The organism is Terriglobus albidus, assembly GCF_025685425.1.
GTDB lineage: Bacteria > Acidobacteriota > Terriglobia > Terriglobales > Acidobacteriaceae > Terriglobus > Terriglobus albidus.
On record NZ_JAGTAS010000056.1, the window covers coordinates 401914 to 420440 of the forward strand.

Annotated in this window: 14 protein-coding genes; 7 read left to right on the forward strand and 7 right to left on the reverse strand. The window is 56.4% G+C overall.

The window, feature by feature from the left end; all coding sequences use genetic code 11:
• Nucleotides 1–3 precede the first annotated feature (3 nt).
• A complete protein-coding gene (locus OHL21_RS16165; RefSeq protein ID WP_263418313.1) occupies nt 4–990 on the forward strand; it encodes an energy transducer TonB in 987 nt (328 codons plus the stop codon).
• Nucleotides 991–1130: 140 nt separating this feature from the next.
• Here the strand turns inward: OHL21_RS16165 and OHL21_RS16170 are convergent, their stop codons facing one another.
• The 4 genes from OHL21_RS16170 to OHL21_RS16185 form a co-directional block, all read right to left on the reverse strand.
• On the reverse strand, nt 1131–1796 hold the full coding sequence (locus tag OHL21_RS16170; RefSeq protein WP_263418314.1) for a UdgX family uracil-DNA binding protein: 666 nt from the start codon (nt 1794–1796) through the stop codon (nt 1131–1133).
• A 121-nt stretch (nt 1797–1917) separates the two neighbouring features.
• Entirely contained in the window at nt 1918–3183 is a 1266-nt protein-coding gene (locus tag OHL21_RS16175) for a Gfo/Idh/MocA family protein (RefSeq protein WP_263418315.1), read from the reverse strand.
• 14 nt (nt 3184–3197) lie between these two features.
• Complete coding sequence (locus OHL21_RS16180) at nt 3198–4187, reverse strand: sugar phosphate isomerase/epimerase family protein (RefSeq protein WP_263418316.1); 990 nt, start codon at nt 4185–4187, stop codon at nt 3198–3200.
• A gap of 24 nt (nt 4188–4211) precedes the next feature.
• Nucleotides 4212–5357 carry an ROK family protein gene (locus OHL21_RS16185; protein WP_263418317.1) on the reverse strand — a complete coding sequence of 382 codons (1146 nt, stop codon included), beginning with the start codon at nt 5355–5357 and terminating at the stop codon, nt 4212–4214.
• A 360-nt stretch (nt 5358–5717) separates the two neighbouring features.
• Between OHL21_RS16185 and OHL21_RS16190 the strand changes: the two genes are divergently transcribed.
• The 5 genes from OHL21_RS16190 (at nt 5718) to OHL21_RS16210 (ending at nt 13721) form a co-directional block, all read left to right on the forward strand.
• Nucleotides 5718–9089, forward strand: coding sequence for a TonB-dependent receptor (locus tag OHL21_RS16190; RefSeq protein WP_263418318.1), 3372 nt, complete (start codon nt 5718–5720; stop codon nt 9087–9089).
• A gap of 77 nt (nt 9090–9166) precedes the next feature.
• Nucleotides 9167–10699, forward strand: coding sequence for a M81 family metallopeptidase (locus OHL21_RS16195; RefSeq protein ID WP_263418319.1), 1533 nt, complete (start codon nt 9167–9169; stop codon nt 10697–10699).
• 37 nt (nt 10700–10736) lie between these two features.
• Nucleotides 10737–11714, forward strand: coding sequence for a Gfo/Idh/MocA family protein (locus tag OHL21_RS16200; protein WP_263418320.1), 978 nt, complete (start codon nt 10737–10739; stop codon nt 11712–11714).
• Nucleotides 11705–12541, forward strand: coding sequence for a sugar phosphate isomerase/epimerase family protein (locus tag OHL21_RS16205; RefSeq protein WP_263418321.1), 837 nt, complete (start codon nt 11705–11707; stop codon nt 12539–12541). Before OHL21_RS16200 ends, OHL21_RS16205 begins: the two co-directional genes overlap by 10 nt.
• 40 nt (nt 12542–12581) lie before the next feature.
• On the forward strand, nt 12582–13721 hold the full coding sequence (locus OHL21_RS16210; protein ID WP_263418322.1) for a sugar phosphate isomerase/epimerase family protein: 1140 nt from the start codon (nt 12582–12584) through the stop codon (nt 13719–13721).
• 68 nt (nt 13722–13789) lie between these two features.
• Here OHL21_RS16210 and OHL21_RS16215 read toward each other — a convergent pair whose 3' ends face one another.
• The 3 genes from OHL21_RS16215 to OHL21_RS16225 form a co-directional block, all read right to left on the reverse strand.
• A complete protein-coding gene (locus tag OHL21_RS16215) occupies nt 13790–15457 on the reverse strand; it encodes an acido-empty-quinoprotein group A (RefSeq protein ID WP_263418355.1) in 1668 nt (555 codons plus the stop codon).
• Nucleotides 15457–16308 (reverse strand): c-type cytochrome, encoded by an 852-nt coding sequence (locus OHL21_RS16220; protein WP_263418323.1) that lies wholly within the window; start codon nt 16306–16308, stop codon nt 15457–15459. Before OHL21_RS16220 ends, OHL21_RS16215 begins: the two co-directional genes overlap by 1 nt.
• Nucleotides 16309–16404: 96 nt before the next feature.
• Nucleotides 16405–17127, reverse strand: coding sequence for a 3-keto-disaccharide hydrolase (locus tag OHL21_RS16225; RefSeq protein WP_263418324.1), 723 nt, complete (start codon nt 17125–17127; stop codon nt 16405–16407).
• A gap of 502 nt (nt 17128–17629) precedes the next feature.
• Here OHL21_RS16225 and OHL21_RS16230 point away from each other — a divergent pair.
• Entirely contained in the window at nt 17630–18517 is an 888-nt protein-coding gene (locus tag OHL21_RS16230) for an aldo/keto reductase (RefSeq protein WP_399258729.1), read from the forward strand.
• The last annotated feature ends 10 nt before the right edge of the window (nt 18518–18527 follow it).

The following is an 18527-nucleotide window of genomic DNA, read 5'->3' on the forward strand; positions in this document are numbered from 1 at the left end:
CTTATGGCGAATACCGTTTTGACGCCACCAGGACTCGATCCTAAGAACGACGGTCAGTTCGACGCCCTCAAAAGCGCCGAGCCTCTTTTCGGGACAGAACTCCAGAAGACAGAAGAAAACGTGTTCGTTTCGCTGTGGGCGAGCGTGAAGGACGTTTTTTTCCCGGAGAAACTGCCCCCTCTCCAATTGCAATCAAAGCCGATTGCGGTCGTCGACCGCATGAAGGTTAAGCGCGACCCCAAGTCTACGGCCATAGCGGTGGTTGTACATGTGGTGGTGATCCTTGCCATCTTCTGGATAGTGAAGAACAAGGTCGTCCAGATCATGGCAAAGCCCGTCGTCAGCAACCTGGACATGTCGAAGGTGCCTCCTCCTGTTTCGCTTAAGGCCGCGCAACGCATGGGCGGCGGCGGCGGTCAGCGTGGTCCGACGCCGGTCACTAAAGGTGAACTTCCGAAGTTCGCTGATAAGCAGATTGTTCCTCCGAACAAGCCTCCTATTGAAGAGCCGAAGATTCATGTTCAGCCCACGATCGAGGTCCAGAAGGACCTGAAGATGTCGAACGTGACCATGCCGAACTTCGGTATGCCGAATGCGCCGGCGGTCGGGGTATCCTCTCTTGGCAACGGCTCTGGAACAGGCATTGGCTCCGGCAACGGATCAGGTCTCGGACCGGGATCGGGTGGAAACTACGGTGGCGGCGTTAAAAAGATCGGCAACGGTGTTCTTGCGCCCCAGTTGATCTACGGTCCGGAGCCTGAGTTCAGCGAGGAAGCCCGTAAAGCCAAGTTCCAGGGCGAAGTCATTGTCAGCCTGATCGTTGATACACAGGGTCGCCCGCAACGCGTCCGCGTCCCACGCCCGGTTGGCATGGGGCTGGACGACAAGGCAATCGAAGCCGTACGGCAATACCGCTTCAAGCCTGCTACTGAGAACGGCGTACCAGTAGCGGTAGAACTGGCGGTCGCGGTGAACTTCCAGATTTTCTAACAGGACCTCTTTTACGAGCATAGCCCGGGATATTCCCGGGCTATGCTGTTTAACGTGCTGCCAGCATTGCAGGATCATGCCCCTCATCCCCAAGGAGTGGGCGTGGTTTCCGCATGATCATCGCCAACGCGGCGAAGGTGCTATGAACGAGCGTGATGCAAATAAGCCGCTGCCTGTTTCAGGTCTTCAACGAGAATCTCTCGGTTGCGATGCCGGTCTTCATCCGTTTGCGCTCGAAGGACCGCCGAGGGATGTAATGTCGCGATAATCGGGGGAAGGCCCTCGGCCCGTTCAATCTCTCCGTGTGCTTGTGTAAGCTTGAACTTTGAGCCGAGTAACGACTGTGCGGCAACGGCGCCCAGGCAGACAATCAGTTGCGGATGTACCGTCTCAAGTTCGGCCCGAAGCCATGGTCTGCACGCACGGATCTCCTGCATACCAGGTTTCTTGTGAATGCGAAGTTTCCCGCGAGGTTCCCACTTGAAATGCTTGACGGTATTGGTGACGTATACGGCATGACGATCGATCTGTGCTTCATCGAGACACTGATCGAGTAGTTTTCCGGCCGGGCCAACGAACGGGCGGCCCTGCCTATCCTCCTGATCGCCCGGCTGTTCGCCAATCATCATCATCGCGACCTTTGGTCGCGTGGCATTCTGATGAGTTTCCAACTCGCCGAATACGGCCTGGGTCGCATGCCGGTAAAGGTCGCATCCCTGGCAATGCTGTACCGCCTCACGAAGCACAGGCAAGCTGCGACCTTCTGGAACAAACGGAGCAGCACCTTCGGTGGCAATTTTCGGCATCGGGAACGTCTCCTCGCCGGAATTAGATGTCGTGGATCAGCAGGCCGTTGTCATGGCATTTTTGAGAGGCGGAGGCACGAATGCCCGGCACATTGCCGGGCATTCGTGGGTGAATCAGTATTTAGACGTACTTTCGAAGATCAAGGCCGAGCTTGTACTCTTCTTTGTCAGCTTCGATCTCTTCCCAGGTCACAGTGCGCCCTGTCTCCGCGGCCTTGCGGGCCATCATGCAAGTGCGGGCACTATCGACGCCGGCAGCGATCTGGTTCTGGAATTTGTTTTCAGTAATGCTCTCAATGAAGCTCTGGTCCTTCTTCTTGTCGGCTTCTGCGAGGTTGTCGCTGAAGGCGCCATCGGCCGCGAATTTGGTATTCGTTGTCTGGTCGCTTCCGGCCCAGGTCCACGGCTTCAATCCTTGAATTCCAAGTGCGCCCTTATACGGCATCTCGGCAAGCCCTTCAGAGCCGAAGATGGTCTCCTTCACATCAAAATATCCGGCAGAGTTGAACTGCGTGGAACTGAACACAAATTCGGCTCCGTTGGGATAGGTGAAGATCACCTCATAGTTGTCGTTGATGTTGCCAAAGTTCTGCAGAACCTTGCGGCTGGCTCGGGCGGTGGCCTTTACAGGATGAGCCTGCATTACCCAGTTGCAGACGTCGATGACGTGAATGTTCTGCTCGAGCAGAATGTCGCCGGAGAGTGTCTTGTCCCACAGCCAGTTCCGCAGCCGCTGTTCATCCTGTGGCATGGCGCCACGATCAGGATAGGTGGCAGTCGGAGCGTTGTAGTGGCCGCTAAGGGAAGCAATCTTGCCGATCTGTCCGTCGTGGATGCGCTTAACGACCTCGACAAAGGGAGGAGCAGAGCGAATCTGGAAACCGACAGAGACACTCACTTTGCCGCCGACACGCTTTGCGATCTCAAGCGCCCGCCGCGTCTGGGGAATATCGACACCGACGGGTTTTTCGCAGTAGACATGTTTGCCGCCCGCGGTGAGGGCATCCATGTGTTCGACATGGAAGAAAGGAGGTGTGGAGATCTGTACCGCATCGACGTTCGGGTTAGCTGCCAGGGCTTTGTAGGCCTCCCACCCGTGGAACGTCATCTTGTCGTCGATTGCAGGCAAGCCAAGCGATGCATTGACCTGGTCGAAGTGCTGCTTACCCTTCGCAAGCTGGTCGGGAAAGATGTCTCCCAAAGCCACGATGCGGGCCTGAGTATTCTTTGCAAACGAGGTTGCGACCGAGGTGCCGCGTTTGCCGCAGCCCAGCAGGGCATACTGCACGGTTGAGTTTGCTGCGTAACTGAAAGCGACACTGGGCTTCACGATCATCAGGCCACCCAGCGCGCCTGCACCCTGCAAAAACTTTCTGCGATTCATCATCTGTCTCCGTCTGGTTATGCCTTCTTGATCTTGTTGAGAATGCTTTCGAGATACAGCTTTTCAGCTTTTACATCCTCGACCTGCTGCGGTCCGGAGGTCTCACGTTCGATGCTGACTGCGCCTTTATAGCCAAGGTCATGCAGCATGGACAAGACCTTCGGGAAGTCCACTTCACCTTTACCAATAAGCACTTCCTTGCCAAGCTGATCTGGATCAGTCGGCCATTTGCCGTCCTTGGCGTGCATGGCGCGAACGTGGGGCCCGAGGACCTTCAACGCGTCCACCGGGTTGGCCTTGCCGTAAAGAATCAGATTGGCGGTATCGAGACCAACACCGAGCGCAGGATTGTTCACGTCCTTCAGCATGCGAAGCATGGTAGTGGGCGTCTCCTGCCCGGTCTCCATCAGGAAGCTTTGGCCATTAGCAGCGCAGTGCTCGGTGATTTCACGGATGGCAGCCACTGTCTCCGGATAGAGAGGGTCCTTAGGATCTTCAGGAATAAATCCGCAGTGTGTCTGGACCTTGTCGATGCCAAGCGTTTTGGCGAAGTCAGAACACTGCTTCAGTGCATCGAGCCTGGCCTGACGGTAGGCGCGTGGCACCAGGCCGATGGTGGCAGGGCCTTCCGTGAAGTTCCATTTGAGCGGTTGGGGATTCACAACCTCAGCGGTGGTTGCAATCACCTGATACTTGTCCAGGAGGTCGGCCATCTGCTTCGTTAGTGCGGGTGTGAAGTTGTTCAGGTAGCCGTCGAGCGAGAGGAAGCAGGTTTTGAAGCCGAGATCGTGGACCAGGCGAATCTTCGCTTCGGGATCCGGAGAGGGTTTGATCAGCAGGCCAAGCTCCATCGGTGCGTACGCGGGTTGTTTTCGCACGCCCTGCGCGAAGACAGCTGCTGGAGCCATTCCACCCGCGGCTACACCGATGGCAGCAGCAGCGGCCTGCTTGAGAAAGGTACGGCGTTCGGTCGGCATCTCTTCCTGTTTCTGCTGTGTTGCAAACATCTCAGGACCTCCGTGTACGAAGTTCTATAAGGACATCAGGTAGTTGAAAGCTGCGATGGAAGCCGCACTTCGCGGCAACGACACTGGATCGGCGGTGGTGAAAAGAATCTCGGTAGAACCGAGATAGCGGGGAAGGATACTGTTTTCGATTCCCTGGCGAATGGCTGTACGGAAGACACCATTTTCAAAGCCTTCGAGGTCGGTAAAGAGAACCGCCTGCGGATTGTTGATGTGGACCAGCGAAGCAATGGCAGATCCAAGAGCCTTGCCTGCGCAGCGTAGTAGTTGCACAGCGTCCCGGTCACCATGCATAGCCAGATCTTCGAGGTCACGCATCGTCTCAATCCCCAGGCCTTTCTCGTGAGCTGCCTGCCGCAGTGCAGAGCCGCCGGCAATTGTATCGAGACATCCATTGCGTCCGCAGCGGCAGAGTATTCCATGGGGATCGACAGAAATATGCCCAATCTCACCGGCGCTGCCGTCGTGTCCGCGATACAGGATTCCATGCATATAGTGGGCAGAGCCAATCGTGCGTCCGAGCACGATGGAAGAGAAGTGGTCGTACTCCCGCGCATTGCCGAAGATATGTTCTCCAATGGCAATTGCATTGGCATCGTTGTCAGCCCACGCTTGCAGTTCCAGAGCCTCTCCAATCATGCGAGCGATGGGAACGTCACGCCAGTCCAGCGCGGCCGAGTAGCGGCAGATGCCCTGTTCAGCGTCGACGATTCCAGATACCGCGATGCCTGCGCCTCGTACACGGGTGCGCGGAATTGAGGCATGATGTAGCGCAGCGAGGAACGCTGCGCGTACCGCGTCGGGAATCTCTGCAAGGGAATCAACCGCCGGAACATGACGCTGTTCCAGAACTTCTCCCTTCAGATCTGTAATCGCGAGTACCATCTCGCCTTCGCCGATATTGATACCGGCAAAGCAGGAGTGCCCTGGCTGAAGAGAGAGCTGTACCGGCGGCCGCCCGCGACGTTTGCCACGGCCGGGAGGGTCGATAGAGGGAGTCTCTGCCAGGAGCTCCTGCTGCAGAAGCTTCTGGGTCACCTCGGTGATGCCCGCTGGACTGACCCCGGTGAGCTCACTAAGTTCAAGCCTTGAGAGGCGGTCGTACTGCAGCAAGGCTGCGATGATCGAGGTCTTCGCGGATTGAAACGGCACCTTCAACGACAGCTTCTCCGGTCAGCAAGGCGGAACAAAACGGCACGGGACGCCGTACTCCATCATGCGGTTACAGGACGACCAAACCAGGGTTACAAATCGCCTTGACCGCCTGACGGCGCATGGATATCATCCAGTCACCGAAACATTGCATTCCTGCTTTCCTGTAGATCGTACAACGAATGACGCTGATCCTGGCGCCGAATAATTTCGGTGACTGAAAGAATCCGAAGACAAACATAGAATCGCAGCGCATTCCTACTCCGCGGGTCTTTTCCTGGCGTTATGGTGGGCAGCCCCGCATCACACACAACCAATCGAGATTGTGGGAGGCCGCAAATGAAGTTTGGTTTTAGGAGTTTGAGTCAACGTAGGCCGGGCAGATGGTTCCCGGCGAGTTCCCTTTGTTTCACGCGTTTCGTCCTTGGCGGAGCCCTGCTTGCCGGCTCTGCTTTGTTGTTTACCGGGGCGCCGCTTCTGGCGCAGAACACGACTGCTGATGTCGTCGGTACGGTTACAGACGAAAGCGGCGCCGTTATCCCGAATGCAAAGGTTGAGCTGACAAACATCGAAACGCACGAGACGCGCACCCTCACCTCGGGTGACGGTGGTGAATACGTCTTCACCCTGCTGAAGCCAAGCCGTTACTCGTTGGTCGTAACCGCTGCCGGATTCAAGGTCTTCCGGATCGACTCGTTCAGCATCGCAGCCGGTGACCGCGCTCGTGAAGACTCACACATGATCGTGGGTTCCCAGGGCGAGATCGTAAATGTCGAGGCCACTCCTCCAGCGCTGCATACGGACTCATCAGCGCTGATTACAACCGTTACGGAAAAGGCGACCCAGGAACTGCCGCTGAATGGCCGTAACTTCATCAACCTGGTCCAGGTAACCCCGGGAGCGACGGAAGGTCTGAATAATGGTCTTGCCAGCGGCAACCGGCCGGACGATCGTCGTCAGACGTCATCTATCTCGATGAACGGTCAGGCCGACATGATGAACAACCAGACCATCGACGGCATCGATAACAACGAGCGCGTGATCGGCTCGATTGGCGTTCGTCCTTCGGTCGATGCGATCCAGGAAGTCAGTGTTCAGGCAAACGTCTTTACGGCGGAAGTAGGTCGTGCAGCGGGCGCGATTGTGAACGTCATCACCAAGTCCGGTGGCAACACCTTCCATGGTTCTGTGTACGAGTTCCTCCGTAACGATGTGCTGAATGCGAACCCGTTCAAGTTCGGCGCCAATATCCCTAAGCCTAAGTTTCGTCAGAACCAGTTCGGTGGCAGCCTGGGGGGCCGCATCATCAAGGACCGAACCTTCTTCTTCGTGGATTACGAAGGCCTGAACATTGTCAGGAATCAGAATCCGACGACCACGACGGTGCCTACGCTGTTTGAACGCCAGAATCCTGGGAACTTTACCGACAATCCGGCGATTAATAAAGTCGTTCCAGCAGCCTCCTTCGACAAAATCGGTCAGCAATACTTCAACTTGTTCCCGCTGCCGACGAACAATAGCCTTGTGGCCAGCAATTACGTAGGAGCTCGCGCAGACAGCCAGTTCGCCAAGACGGGCGATGCGCGTGTAGATCACCGTTTCAGTAATGGCGACTTAACCTATGTCCGATACACCTACAATCGAGTCGACACCAAAATTGGGACGCTATTCCCAGCCGTAAACACCGCGGCGGGCGTCATTGAGCCAGGCGGCAACCTAAGCAGTTACCCTGGTCCCGCGCTAACTCGTGCGCATCAGGCTCATCTCAATTACATCCATACCTTTACTCCCAATGTTCTGCTTGAGCTGAAGGCTGGCTACACGCTTCTTGACAATGCCCAGTATCCGCTGAACTTTGGAAAGGCAATCAATCAGGCGATGGGGCAACCCAACATCAATGTTGATGGCCGAACGGCAGAGCTCTCTGCAGTGACTGTCAGCCAGGGAACCGCTCCGACGCTAGGTAACCGTCCGCCGATTATTTATCACGAGAACACCTGGCAGTATGAAGGTGTTGTTAACTACATCCGTCACAAGCAGACCATCAAGATCGGCGGTGGTGTCATTCGCCGTCAGGATTCGACGACGCAAACGGACACCGCGAACGGCAATTGGACATTCCCGGACTTCTCCACATTATTGAGTGGTGACTACACCAGTGGCGGTCGCAACTGGATACTGTATGTGCCACACAACCGGACTTGGGAGCCGCATGTGTTCGTGCAGGACGACATTCACGTGCTTCCGAATCTGACCCTGAACGTCGGCGTCCGCTACGATCTATTCACACCGTATACGGAAATCAACAACATCCTGTCCAACTTCGATATTTATCAAGGTCGAATCGTGGTGGCAGGTCAAAATGCAGACTCGCATGGCGGTATTCAAACGGACTACAGCAACTTCGCTCCGCGCTTCGGCTTTGCTTACACACCTATGCCTCGCACGGTAATTCGTGGTGGCTTTGGCTTGACCTTTGCTCCGGAGAACACTACCTCGGGTTCAGCATTGGTCAACCAGCCCTTTATAGCGACCTGGGGGCCTTATACTCCCCAACAAGCAGCCTCTGCGGCGGGATCGTCGCAATACCTGAAGTTTGCGGGTGGCTTGCCTACACCTGGGCCCAATAGCTATACCGATCCTAGCGGTAGCATCACTGCTGCAGTGGATCCAAAATTCCGCTCTACCTATATCGAACAGTTCAACCTGACGCTGGAGCGTGAATTCTCCGGTTTTGTGGGGACACTGTCCTATGTGGGGGAGTTAGGTCGCCACAACGCCTATTACCTCTCGGACTACAACACTATTCCGATTTCGCAGGGAGGCGCGTCGTTCGTCAATCCGGGTGATACCACGACGACTACGCCTCTGACTACAACTACTTTCAACGCCAATCGTCGTTACGCCCTCACGTTGAAAAAAGTTACGTCGATCCCGCTGTACCAGAGTGCCGGTTCAAGCAGCTACCATGCAATGCAGGCGGTCCTGAAGCGCCGCTTCAGCAAAGGACTGGATCTGCAGGTCGGCTATACATGGGCTCGTCTATTGGATAACTCGGAGTCGATCAGTAATAACGGAGGAAACGGCTTTGGCTCCTCAGCGGATCTGATTCCAACCCTCGAATACGGTAACGGCAACCTTGATGTTCGTCATCGTGTGACAGGAACCTTCAACTATACGTTGCCTTTTGGTCAAAACCTGCATGGCTTCAGAGGAGTGCTGGCAAGGGGATGGCAGGCAAATGGTGTCGTGGTGTGGAATACAGGCATGCCGTTCTCCGTTACGAATAGCACGAACCGCAGTGGTACACGTCCGACTGTTGCCAATGGTGACCGATCGAATATGGTAGGCAACGGCAAGCTTAGCCATTCCACCATCTTCAAATGGTTTGACATAAATGATTTCACCTTCCAGCCGACCGGAACAGTGAGCAATCAACGCAGGAATCAGCTTTATGGCCCCGGACTCCAGCGCGTCGATCTCTCGTTGTTCAAGAACTTCGATATCACTGAAGCGGTGAAGTTGGAGTTCCGCACCGAGGCCTTCAACGTGTTGAACACCGCACAGTTTGTGAATCCGTCTGCTTCGCTGCAGATCAGTCCATGTACGACTACTTGCAATGGCTATCCGACTGCGGGCTTTGCGCCTGTATCGACCTTCGGAACCATCGGTTCAACGGCGAATGCCTATAACCCGCGTCTCATTCAGTTCGCGGCGCGCGTGAAGTTCTAACCAACAACCCACGGGGCGGCCATAAAGGCCGCCCCAATTTCCTGAATCGTTTCAACTTTCCAGGAGCATCTGCACCCATGCAGCGTAGAGAGTTTTTGAAGACCGCTTCGGCGTCTGCCTTTGCCCTTGCAGCCTCAAACCGCGGATGGTCGGCAGGAACGACGCCGCGTATCGCATACGGCGGTATTGGAATTGAGAGCAGCACCTACGGCCACATCCGCGCACGCATGGAGGACTTCACCATCCTGCGTGGAAAAGAAGCGGATGAGAACGCCCGCTTTGCCTTTCTGAAGAAGCGTTATCCTACCGTTCCATTTATGCCGACACTCGTCGCGACCGCCGTTCCTGGAGGTCCGATCGCGCGAGATACCTACGACAAGATCAAAGCAGAGTTTCTGAAGCGTCTGCAGGCTCTGCTGCCGCTCGACGGGCTCTACCTTCCCATGCACGGAGGCATGTTCGTGGAGGGAATGCAGGATGCCGAGGCCGACTGGTATGAGTCGGCACGCAAGGTCGTCGGACAGAAGTGCCTGATGTCTGCGAGCTATGATCTACACGGCAATATCAGCAAGCGCATTATCGACACGCTGGACATGATGTCTGCCTTCCGGACTGCGCCGCATATTGATCGCGAAGAGACCATGAGCCGCGCCTGCGACATGCTGGTGAAGTGCATCCAGGGAAATATCCGCACAACGCTGATGTGGGCCAGCATCCCGGTGCTGATGCCCGGTGAGCGGAGCTCGACGGAATGGAATCCCGGCAAGCGTTTATGGTCCCAGTTGCCGGAGTTGAATAAGACCCCCGGCGTGCTCGATGTATCGATGCTGGTTGGATATGTGTGGGCAGACGAGCCGCGCGGCGCCGCATCCGTGGTCGTGACTGGAACCAACCCCGCTGCGGAAGAGAAGATCGCGAAGAACCTCGCACAACAGTATTGGGATGCTCGTCGCGAGTTCGACTTCGGCACCGAGGTCTGTTCGCTCGATGCCTGCATTCAGAAAGCCATGGCGTCCAAGACCTCTCCCGTCGTGCTTGCCGACTCTGGCGATAACCCTACCGGCGGAGGTAATGGCGACCAGGCCACCGTATTGGAAGCCCTGCTGAAGGCTGGCGCCAAGGATGTCGTCTTCGGCGGTATTGCCGACCGGCCCGCAGTCGAGGCCTGCTATCAGGCGGGTGTCGGAAAGACCATCCCGCTGTCGATCGGAGCTACGCTCGATCCGTACGCCAGTAAACCGGTAAAGGTGCAGGCTACGGTAAAGTCGCTGCTCGATATTGCTGATCCGGCGAAGCGCGAAGCGGCGGTTCAGATCCAGGGCATTACGCTGATTTTGAGTGCTTACCGCCGTCCGTATCACGAGATCGTCGACTTTACGAAGATGGGCATCGACCCGAAGACGGCAAAGATCGTCGTTGTGAAGTCCGGTTATCTCGAACCGCAGATCAAAGCCATCGCCAATCCTAACCTGATGGCGCTGACGGATGGTTCCATCAATCAGGACATCGTTCATCTGCCAACCAATAAGTACCGCAAACCCACCTTCCCGTTTGTGGATGACCTGACGTTCACACCCACTGTTTACACTTCGGCTCGAAGCCGTGCCTGATACATCCCTGACTGGGATAATGAATGCGGAGTTGTAAATGAAGATCGGTCTTATCGGATACGGTTTCATGGGCGGTGCCCATGCGGGCGCTATTCAGCGTCTCCCGGGCATGACCTTGTATGCCCTTGCATCCAACACACGCCCCTCGGCCGATAGCCCTACGCGCGGTAACCTGGCGCTGAAGACAGCCACGATTGACGAGTCTGTGAAATGGACTCCGAACTGGCGTGACGTGATCAATGATCCGGCTATCGATGCGGTCGATATCTGCTTGCCGACTCACCTTCACCAGGAGGTCATCACGGCGGCGTTGCAGGCAGGGAAGCACGTGCTCTGCGAGAAGCCGATGTCTCTGCACGCGACCGAGTGCGAGGAACTGATGGCTGCTGCCGACAAGGCAGGCAAAGTCTTCATGGTTGCCCAGGTGCTTCGCTTCATGCAGCCCTACGTCTATGCCATGGAGTATGTATGGAGATCAGGTGCGGACAGTATTCGTTCCTGCCAGTTGCAGCGCAGCACCGGATATCCGCAGTGGAGCACATGGCTTTCGGACGAAGCTCGCAGCGGTGGAGCGATTCTCGATTTGTTAAGCCACGATCTTGATCAGGTGCTGCTCTGGTTTGGAGCTCCTGCATCCGTCTCCGCGGTAAGCATTGGCGACGTCGATACCGCGGAGATCACGCTGACCTACCCGAACAATCTCAAGGTCCAGGTCACCGGAGGCTGGTTGGCGCCGGAGACGCCGTTTTCGGCCAGCCTTCAGGTAAGTGCAGCGGAGAGCGGATTGCACTACGATGGCAGCGTACTTAAGCAGCAGCAGGGCGATGTCGCGGAAGAGATTTCTATCCCCGAGCACGACGCCTATGCTGATGAGATCGCTTATTTTGTTGATTGCGCAACGCGCGGTCTGGCTCCCCTCCGCTGTCCTCCGGCGGACTCCGCTCGCGTGGTGCGTCTGGCTGAACTTGTAAAACGCTCCCGCGAGGAGCAGGGAAGAGAGATGCAATGGAAGTAACACCGATGCAACTGGGGCTTGTTTTCTGGGCAGAAAAGGAACCGGCAGTTCACCTTGAGGAGCTGAAAGCGTTTGGTCTGAGCGCCGGACAGCTTGGTGTGCCGCCCAGTCTGGATACAACAGCAGCGCTTGCCGGCTGGAAAGACGCCCTGGCAAGCGGAGATGTCTACTTCTCCAGCGCCGTGGCTGCATACGCTGGAGAGGACTATGCCGATCTGGAGCGTGTGCACCAGACTGTCGGATTTACGGCTCCCGGCTATGCCGCCGAGCGCATCGAGCGAACGCGGCAGGTCTCCGACTTTGCCGCACAGCTCGGTCTGAAGGCTCTCTCCTGTCATATTGGCTTTATCCCTGAGGATGCCTCAGACCCCTTGTACCAAAAGCTGATCGGTATTGCTCAAGAGCTATGCGATATCTGCGGTGTCAACGGCCAGAACTTCGTGCTTGAGACCGGCCAGGAGAGCGCCGAGACGCTGCTCCGCTTCCTGGGCGATGTGCAGCGGCCGAACATCAGGGTGAACTTCGACCCGGCCAATATGGTGCTCTACGGTTCCGGCGATCCGCTGGAAGCGCTTGCGTTGCTGCAGGAGCATGTTCTCTCGGTGCACTGCAAGGATGGCCGCTCTCCAGCAGGCCCTGGCCAACTCGGAAACGAAGTAGCGCTGGGGGAAGGTGAAGTCGACTTTCCTGGGTTTCTGAAACTTCTGAAGCGGATCAATTACACCGGCTTGCTGACGATTGAGCGCGAAGAGCCCGATACAGCGCAACGGACTGCGGATATCAAGCTTGCCGTGCAGCGGCTCAATGATTGGAAACAGGCCCTCTGATTACGCGAGCATCACAGAAATCCTTGAAGGAGATCGAACGATGAGCAACATGGCATCCGGCTTCACGAAGCAGTACAACCGCCGCGGTTTTCTTCGCGGTGCAGGCACAGGGCTGGCCGCCGGTTTGCTTGCTCCATCAGCACTTGAGGCGCAACAGGCTACGGCACCAGAGCCCATTACGCATGCCGGCGTGAAGCGCGATCTTACCGATAAAGAGAAAGTCGCCCGCATCGCTTCAAACAGCTATCCCATCCGCTGGATCTTCAAGAACCGCGGCAATGTCGGCGACAAGAAAGTGGTCGCTGATATGAAGAAGAAGTATGGCGAGATCACCATGTTGGACTTTCCGGCATTCACCAAAGCCACCTTTCCCGGCGTAACGAAGATGGACATCTGGTCCAGCCTCTTCGGCGATGTGGACGATCAAAGCCAGTATGAGCCGATGACCATCACCAGTTACGACGGGAAGCCTCGCCAGATTACCGAGTTCAATCCCGCAAGTGACAATGGGAAAAAGTGGCTCGAAAAGATGGCCGCGAAGCAGCATGCCGAAGGCGTTGCATGTCATCACATCTCCAACAACGCTCCGCGCGATATCTGTGATCTGGATGAAGCGAAGCGCCGGGCAGGAATCGATGTAGCGAAGAAGTGGCTGGACGGTGCCGCGATTCTCGGCGCGAAGAGCATGCGCGTCAACAGCGGAGGTCCTCGTATCGCTCCGTCACCACAGCCGAACGAGACCAGCTATCCCAAGAATCCTGACCTCGAAAAGTACATGGACAAGTGCATCGAGTCATTCAAGGAGATGGCTGAGTATGGCGCACAGGTCGGCGTGAAAGTAACCCTGGAGAACCACTGGGGACTTACCGCGAATCCCATCAACATCCGCACCATCATCGAAGAGGTCAACAACCCCTACTGCGAGGCCTCGCCCGACTTCTGCAACTGGGAACACAAATATCTGCTCTACCACGCACTGGAAGACTTGGCGCCCTACGCGCACACGACATGTCATGCGAAGTTCTGGGATCGCTGGGGACAACCCGATGTGCAGCGGAACGTGCGCATTATGCTGAATAACAACTACATCGGTGTTTTCGCCCTGGAGTACGAAGATGGTCCATGGGACGGCATCGAAGGCGCAAAGTATCTCTATCGTGAGGTCATGGCTGCGCTATAGTAAACGCTCTACAAATAAGAAGGCGCGCCCGATCTGGGCGCGCCTTCTTATTTTCTATGACAGCTCAGCTACTTGAGCTCGAATGCATACACCGTATCTCCTGCAGCGGAGATGACGTATTGATGTCCATCGAGCTCGAAGGTCTGTGGAGCATTGGATACAGAGCCGATGCGCGTACTCCACAGCGGATTGCCATTGCCGGCATCATAAGCAACCAGGCTGCCTGAGCCGTCACCGGTGAAGACCAGGCCTCCAGCCGTAGCCAATAGACCGCCGCCGCCAAAGCCGGTCCCATAGAGCTTGCGACGCCAGCGTGGCTTGCCGGTCTTATAGTCGATACCCAGTACGTAGCTGCCGGTAGTTCCCATGCCGACCTCTTCCTTACCGCCCAGACCCATAGCGCCACGGGGATCGGGATCAGTGAGATAGGCCAGGGAGTAGCTATCGACGTGGTACTGGTACAAAAGACCTGTTTGCGGCGAGAAGGCCGGCGGCTGCCAATTGACCGTGCCTCCCGAGGCAGGTGAGATCAGCGTTCCGCCAATGGAAGCGTCTTTAGCAGGATTGGTCTTCGGGGCGCCCTTCTCGGTATAGCCTTCTGCCCAGTTGGTTGCGTCGCTCAACTTGCTGGTCAGCAGATGCTCTCCGGTCACCCGGTCAAGCACAAAGAAGTAGCCGTTACGGGAAGCAGTCATTACCAGTTTGCGCTGGTGCCCCTTGAACGTACCATCCACCAGTACCGGAACCTGGGCGGAGTCATAATCGTGCGTGTCATGTGGCGAGGTGGAGTAGTACCACTTCATCTTGCCCGTATCCACATCCAGACCGACCAGCGAGCAGGTGTAAAGGTTATCCCCATCCCCACGAAGACCGGTCTGCCATGAGGGGGTGGGATTTCCCGTTCCGAGGATATAAAGGTTGGTCTCCGGATCGTAGGCTCCGGCGACCCATGTTCCGCCACCGCCATGACGCGCAGCATCGAGGTTCTTCCATGTATCGAGTCCAGGATCGCCGGGGTTCTGCGGTGTGACGTACCAGGTCCATTGCAGATCGCCGGTCTCAGGATCGTACGACTTCAGAAACATGGGGGCATCAATGTCATTGCCCACACCTGCGAGTACATGGTTTTTGATGATGGTAGGCGCGGCAGTAGAGAAGTAGCCGCCTTCAACGTTTGCGATCTTGCGATGCCAGCGCTCTTTGCCAGTCTTGGCTTCGAGAGAGACGAGATAATTGTCCGGGGTCTCGAAGAATACATAGTCATGCCACAGGGCAACGCCGCGGTTGCCGATGTGCGTGCCGCCGCGCGTCTTCCAGAAGTAGTGCCAAAGCACTTCACCGCTGCGGGCATCTACAGCCCATACATTGTCGGGCATGGTGACATAGAGCACTCCGTTGTTTTCCAGAAACGTGCCCTTAATCGAGCCGCCGCGAGTACTGCGCTGCTCTGTACCTTCTCCTCCCACGATGACCGGTGCATTGACGCGGCTATAGCCGGTCAACGGCGCCGGCTCATTCCCGGGCACCATCTTGGCGATCCAGGTGAGACCGAGGTTTTTCACCGTCTTGCGGTTCACCGCGGTCAGGGAGCTATAGCGTTTCGAGGTGTAGTCACCGTTGTAGGTCAGCCATGAGTCTTTGAGCGGGCGCATCAGGTCCTCATGCGTGACGGACTGAGCATGAGACAGAGGGCCAAGCAGGAGCGCCGCAGTAAACGAGAAGATCCGAAGCTTCATCACTTGAGTGTCACCAGGTATGCGGTTACGTCGTGAATATCTTTGTCGGTGTACGTCGGAAGCAGGTTGCGATGAGCCTCCAGGGGATCATGCACCTCAACTTTGGTCTGCGGTGTCCGGCGGATAGTTTGCATCGTGCCGTCCTGCAACTTCACCGTCACCAGGAAGTCATCGACGTGAATCGCTGTACCTTCAACGGCTGGTTTGCCGGGCTCCTGTACTGTTGCGGTGATTACCGGAACAGGCACACCGAAGTGGTTGCCACGGATCCACGCCGATTGCAATGTCTTCGGGCTGGAGATCTTCTTACCGATGCCCTTCATGTCACCCTCGGCGGAGTGGCAACGAGTGCATTTTGCTTCGAAGTACTGTTTGCCGCTGGCCGCATCACCCACAAGGATATTGGGTGACCGCAGGGAATCCCCCGGCGGCCGTCCCTGGCTGCCGATCTCGGTCAGGATACTGCGGACATAGGCTGCGACGGCCGCGACATCGTCCTTCTCTGTCAGAATGCGGTGATTTGTGAGTCCTGCCTTCTCGCCCCGGATGATCGGTTCGAGCGATTCACCGTGCATATCGACAAGCGCGTCCTGAGAACGAAGGATGTTGGGGCCGATGTTCTCCTTACCGCGTAGATCTGCGCTATGGCAGCTCTGACAGTTCTTTTCGTACAGAGCCTTGCCGGCAGCGACCACCTGAGGCGGATCGACCGGACGCATAGGCGCCTCGTTGAATTTCGACGTCTCAATATGCTGCGCCACGCTGTACAGCGTGATCACCGCAGGGATGAGCAGCAAGACCGCCGCTGCGATGCGGCGGGAGGAACTACGGCTCCTGTTGCTTTCAGGCATGAAGAGATCCTAAGTGCAAAGTTAAACGGTGTAAGGTTGAAGCGATGCAGGTTGAAGCGAGCGGCTTCAGACAAGCTGAGCTAGATACGTTTGGGATCAGCGTTTCGAGAGATCGCGAATCCAGATGTCTTTGAACTGCATGTTGCCTTCGCCGCCGGCATGCAGCTGCAGCGCGATTCGGCCATCGGGAGCGCCGGGCTTGGGATCGGTGAAGTCCACCATCGGTACACCGTTCAGTCGCGACCGGTAGCGGTTGCCAACCACTTCCACCAGATAATCGTTCCACTCGCCCCTGCGGACGACGCCTTCATTCTCAGGTGCAGGCCAGACGACCCATCCGCGTCCATCTTCAGCATAGACGCCGGCGGTGTGGCGCATCATGGTGCAGTCGATCTCAAACTGCATGCCCTGTATGGTATCGACGGAGTTCGGTTTGAAGCCGGTATGGAAGAAGACACCGCTGTTGCCATCGCCGACGCACTTGAAACGCAGCGAAAGCTGGAAGTCTTTGTAGTCCTTATCGGTCTCCAGATAACCGTAGGCTTTGGTCAAACCCTTGCCGTGCAGCACACCATCGTCTTCCACGGTCCAGCTTTCTGCTCCAACGGGAACCCAGCCGGTGAGGTCTTTTCCATTGAAGAGCTGAATCCAGTCATTACCAGGGGTTTTGGGCTTGGCCTGTTGGGCATCCACGCGGCCCATGTGGGTGACGGTCAGCAGCGTCACCGCAGCAGTACAGGCAGCGCCGGCGAGGAAGAAGAGACGACGGGTAGGAACAAGGCGGGTAAGGAAAGACAAGCCTGCAAACTTCGGGGTCATTTCGCTGACGGTACTCCTGCGCTAGTGAGATTGCCCCAAATGATAATTGCTCAAGGTGTCGATAGAGAAGTCAATCGATTGCGGAAGGCTTATTCGCTCATTTTTTCTGCGCATTGGGCGCAGTAAAGCGTTTAGAGCATTTCCCTGTAGGTATACAGTAGGGCATCCGCATCTATGGGCGTTTTCCGCAATGAAAACGCCGCTGCACTCCTCTTCCGGGATACCCAGCAACAGGGAAAATGCGATTAGAGCATTTCCCTGTAGGTATACAGTAGGGCTTCCGCATCTGTGGGCGTTTTCCGCAATGAAAACGCCGCCGCACTCCTCTTCCGGGATACCCAGCAACAGGGAAAATGCGATTAGAGCATTTCCCTGTAGGTATACAGTAGGGCTTCCGCATCTGTGGGCGTTTTCCGCAATGAAAACGCCGCTGCACTCCTCTTCCGGGATACCCAGCCACAGGGAAAATGCTCTATATCGCCTCGAATCCTATTGAGATTGCATGACATCTAAGCGGAACGAGGGAGACGAGATGGCATCGATGGCGAAGACCTTCCGCCTGGGCGGAGATCTGGAAATTAATCGTTTGGGTTATGGCGCAATGCGCATTGTAGGTAAGGGAGTGTGGGGTGAGCCTGCAGACCGTGAGGCAATGAAGGCCGTATTGCGCCGGGCAGTAGAGCTGGGCGTGAACTTTATCGATACGGCTGACAGCTATGGACCCACCATCAGCGAAGAACTCATCGGCCAGGCCTTGGCTCCCTACAAACCGGGTGTTGTGATCGCAACCAAAGCTGGACTTGCCCGCACAGGCCCCGATATATGGATACCGCTTGGGCGGCCGGAGTACCTGGTACAGCAGGCCGAGCTAAGCCTGCGGCGTCTCAAGCTGCAGCAGATCGATCTATGGCAGCTCCATCGCATCGATCCAAAGGTGCCGCTAGAGGAGTCGCTGGGCGCGATCAAGAAGCTGCAGGAGCAGGGAAAGATCCGCCATGTTGGATTGAGCGAGGTTTCGGTGGAGGAGATCAAGCAGGCGCGCAAGGTCATTGAGATCGTCAGCGTGCAGAACCTCTACAACATCGCCGATCGTAAGAGCGAAGCGGTGCTGGACTACTGCCATCAGGAGGGCCTGGCTTTTATCCCATGGTTTCCGGTGGCTGCGGGTAAGTTGACGCAGCCAGGCGGCAAGCTCGACATCTTCGCGCAGCGCCATGGCATCACGCTCTCGCAGCTTTCGATTGCCTGGCTTCTGCATCGCTCGCCGGTCATCCTGCCGATTCCAGGAACGAGCTCTATCCAGCATCTGGAAGAGAATCTGAAAGCAGCAGATGTGCAACTGAGCGATACGGAATGGCGTGAAGTGGAGCTCCTTGCAGGCCGGCAATAAATAGAACAAA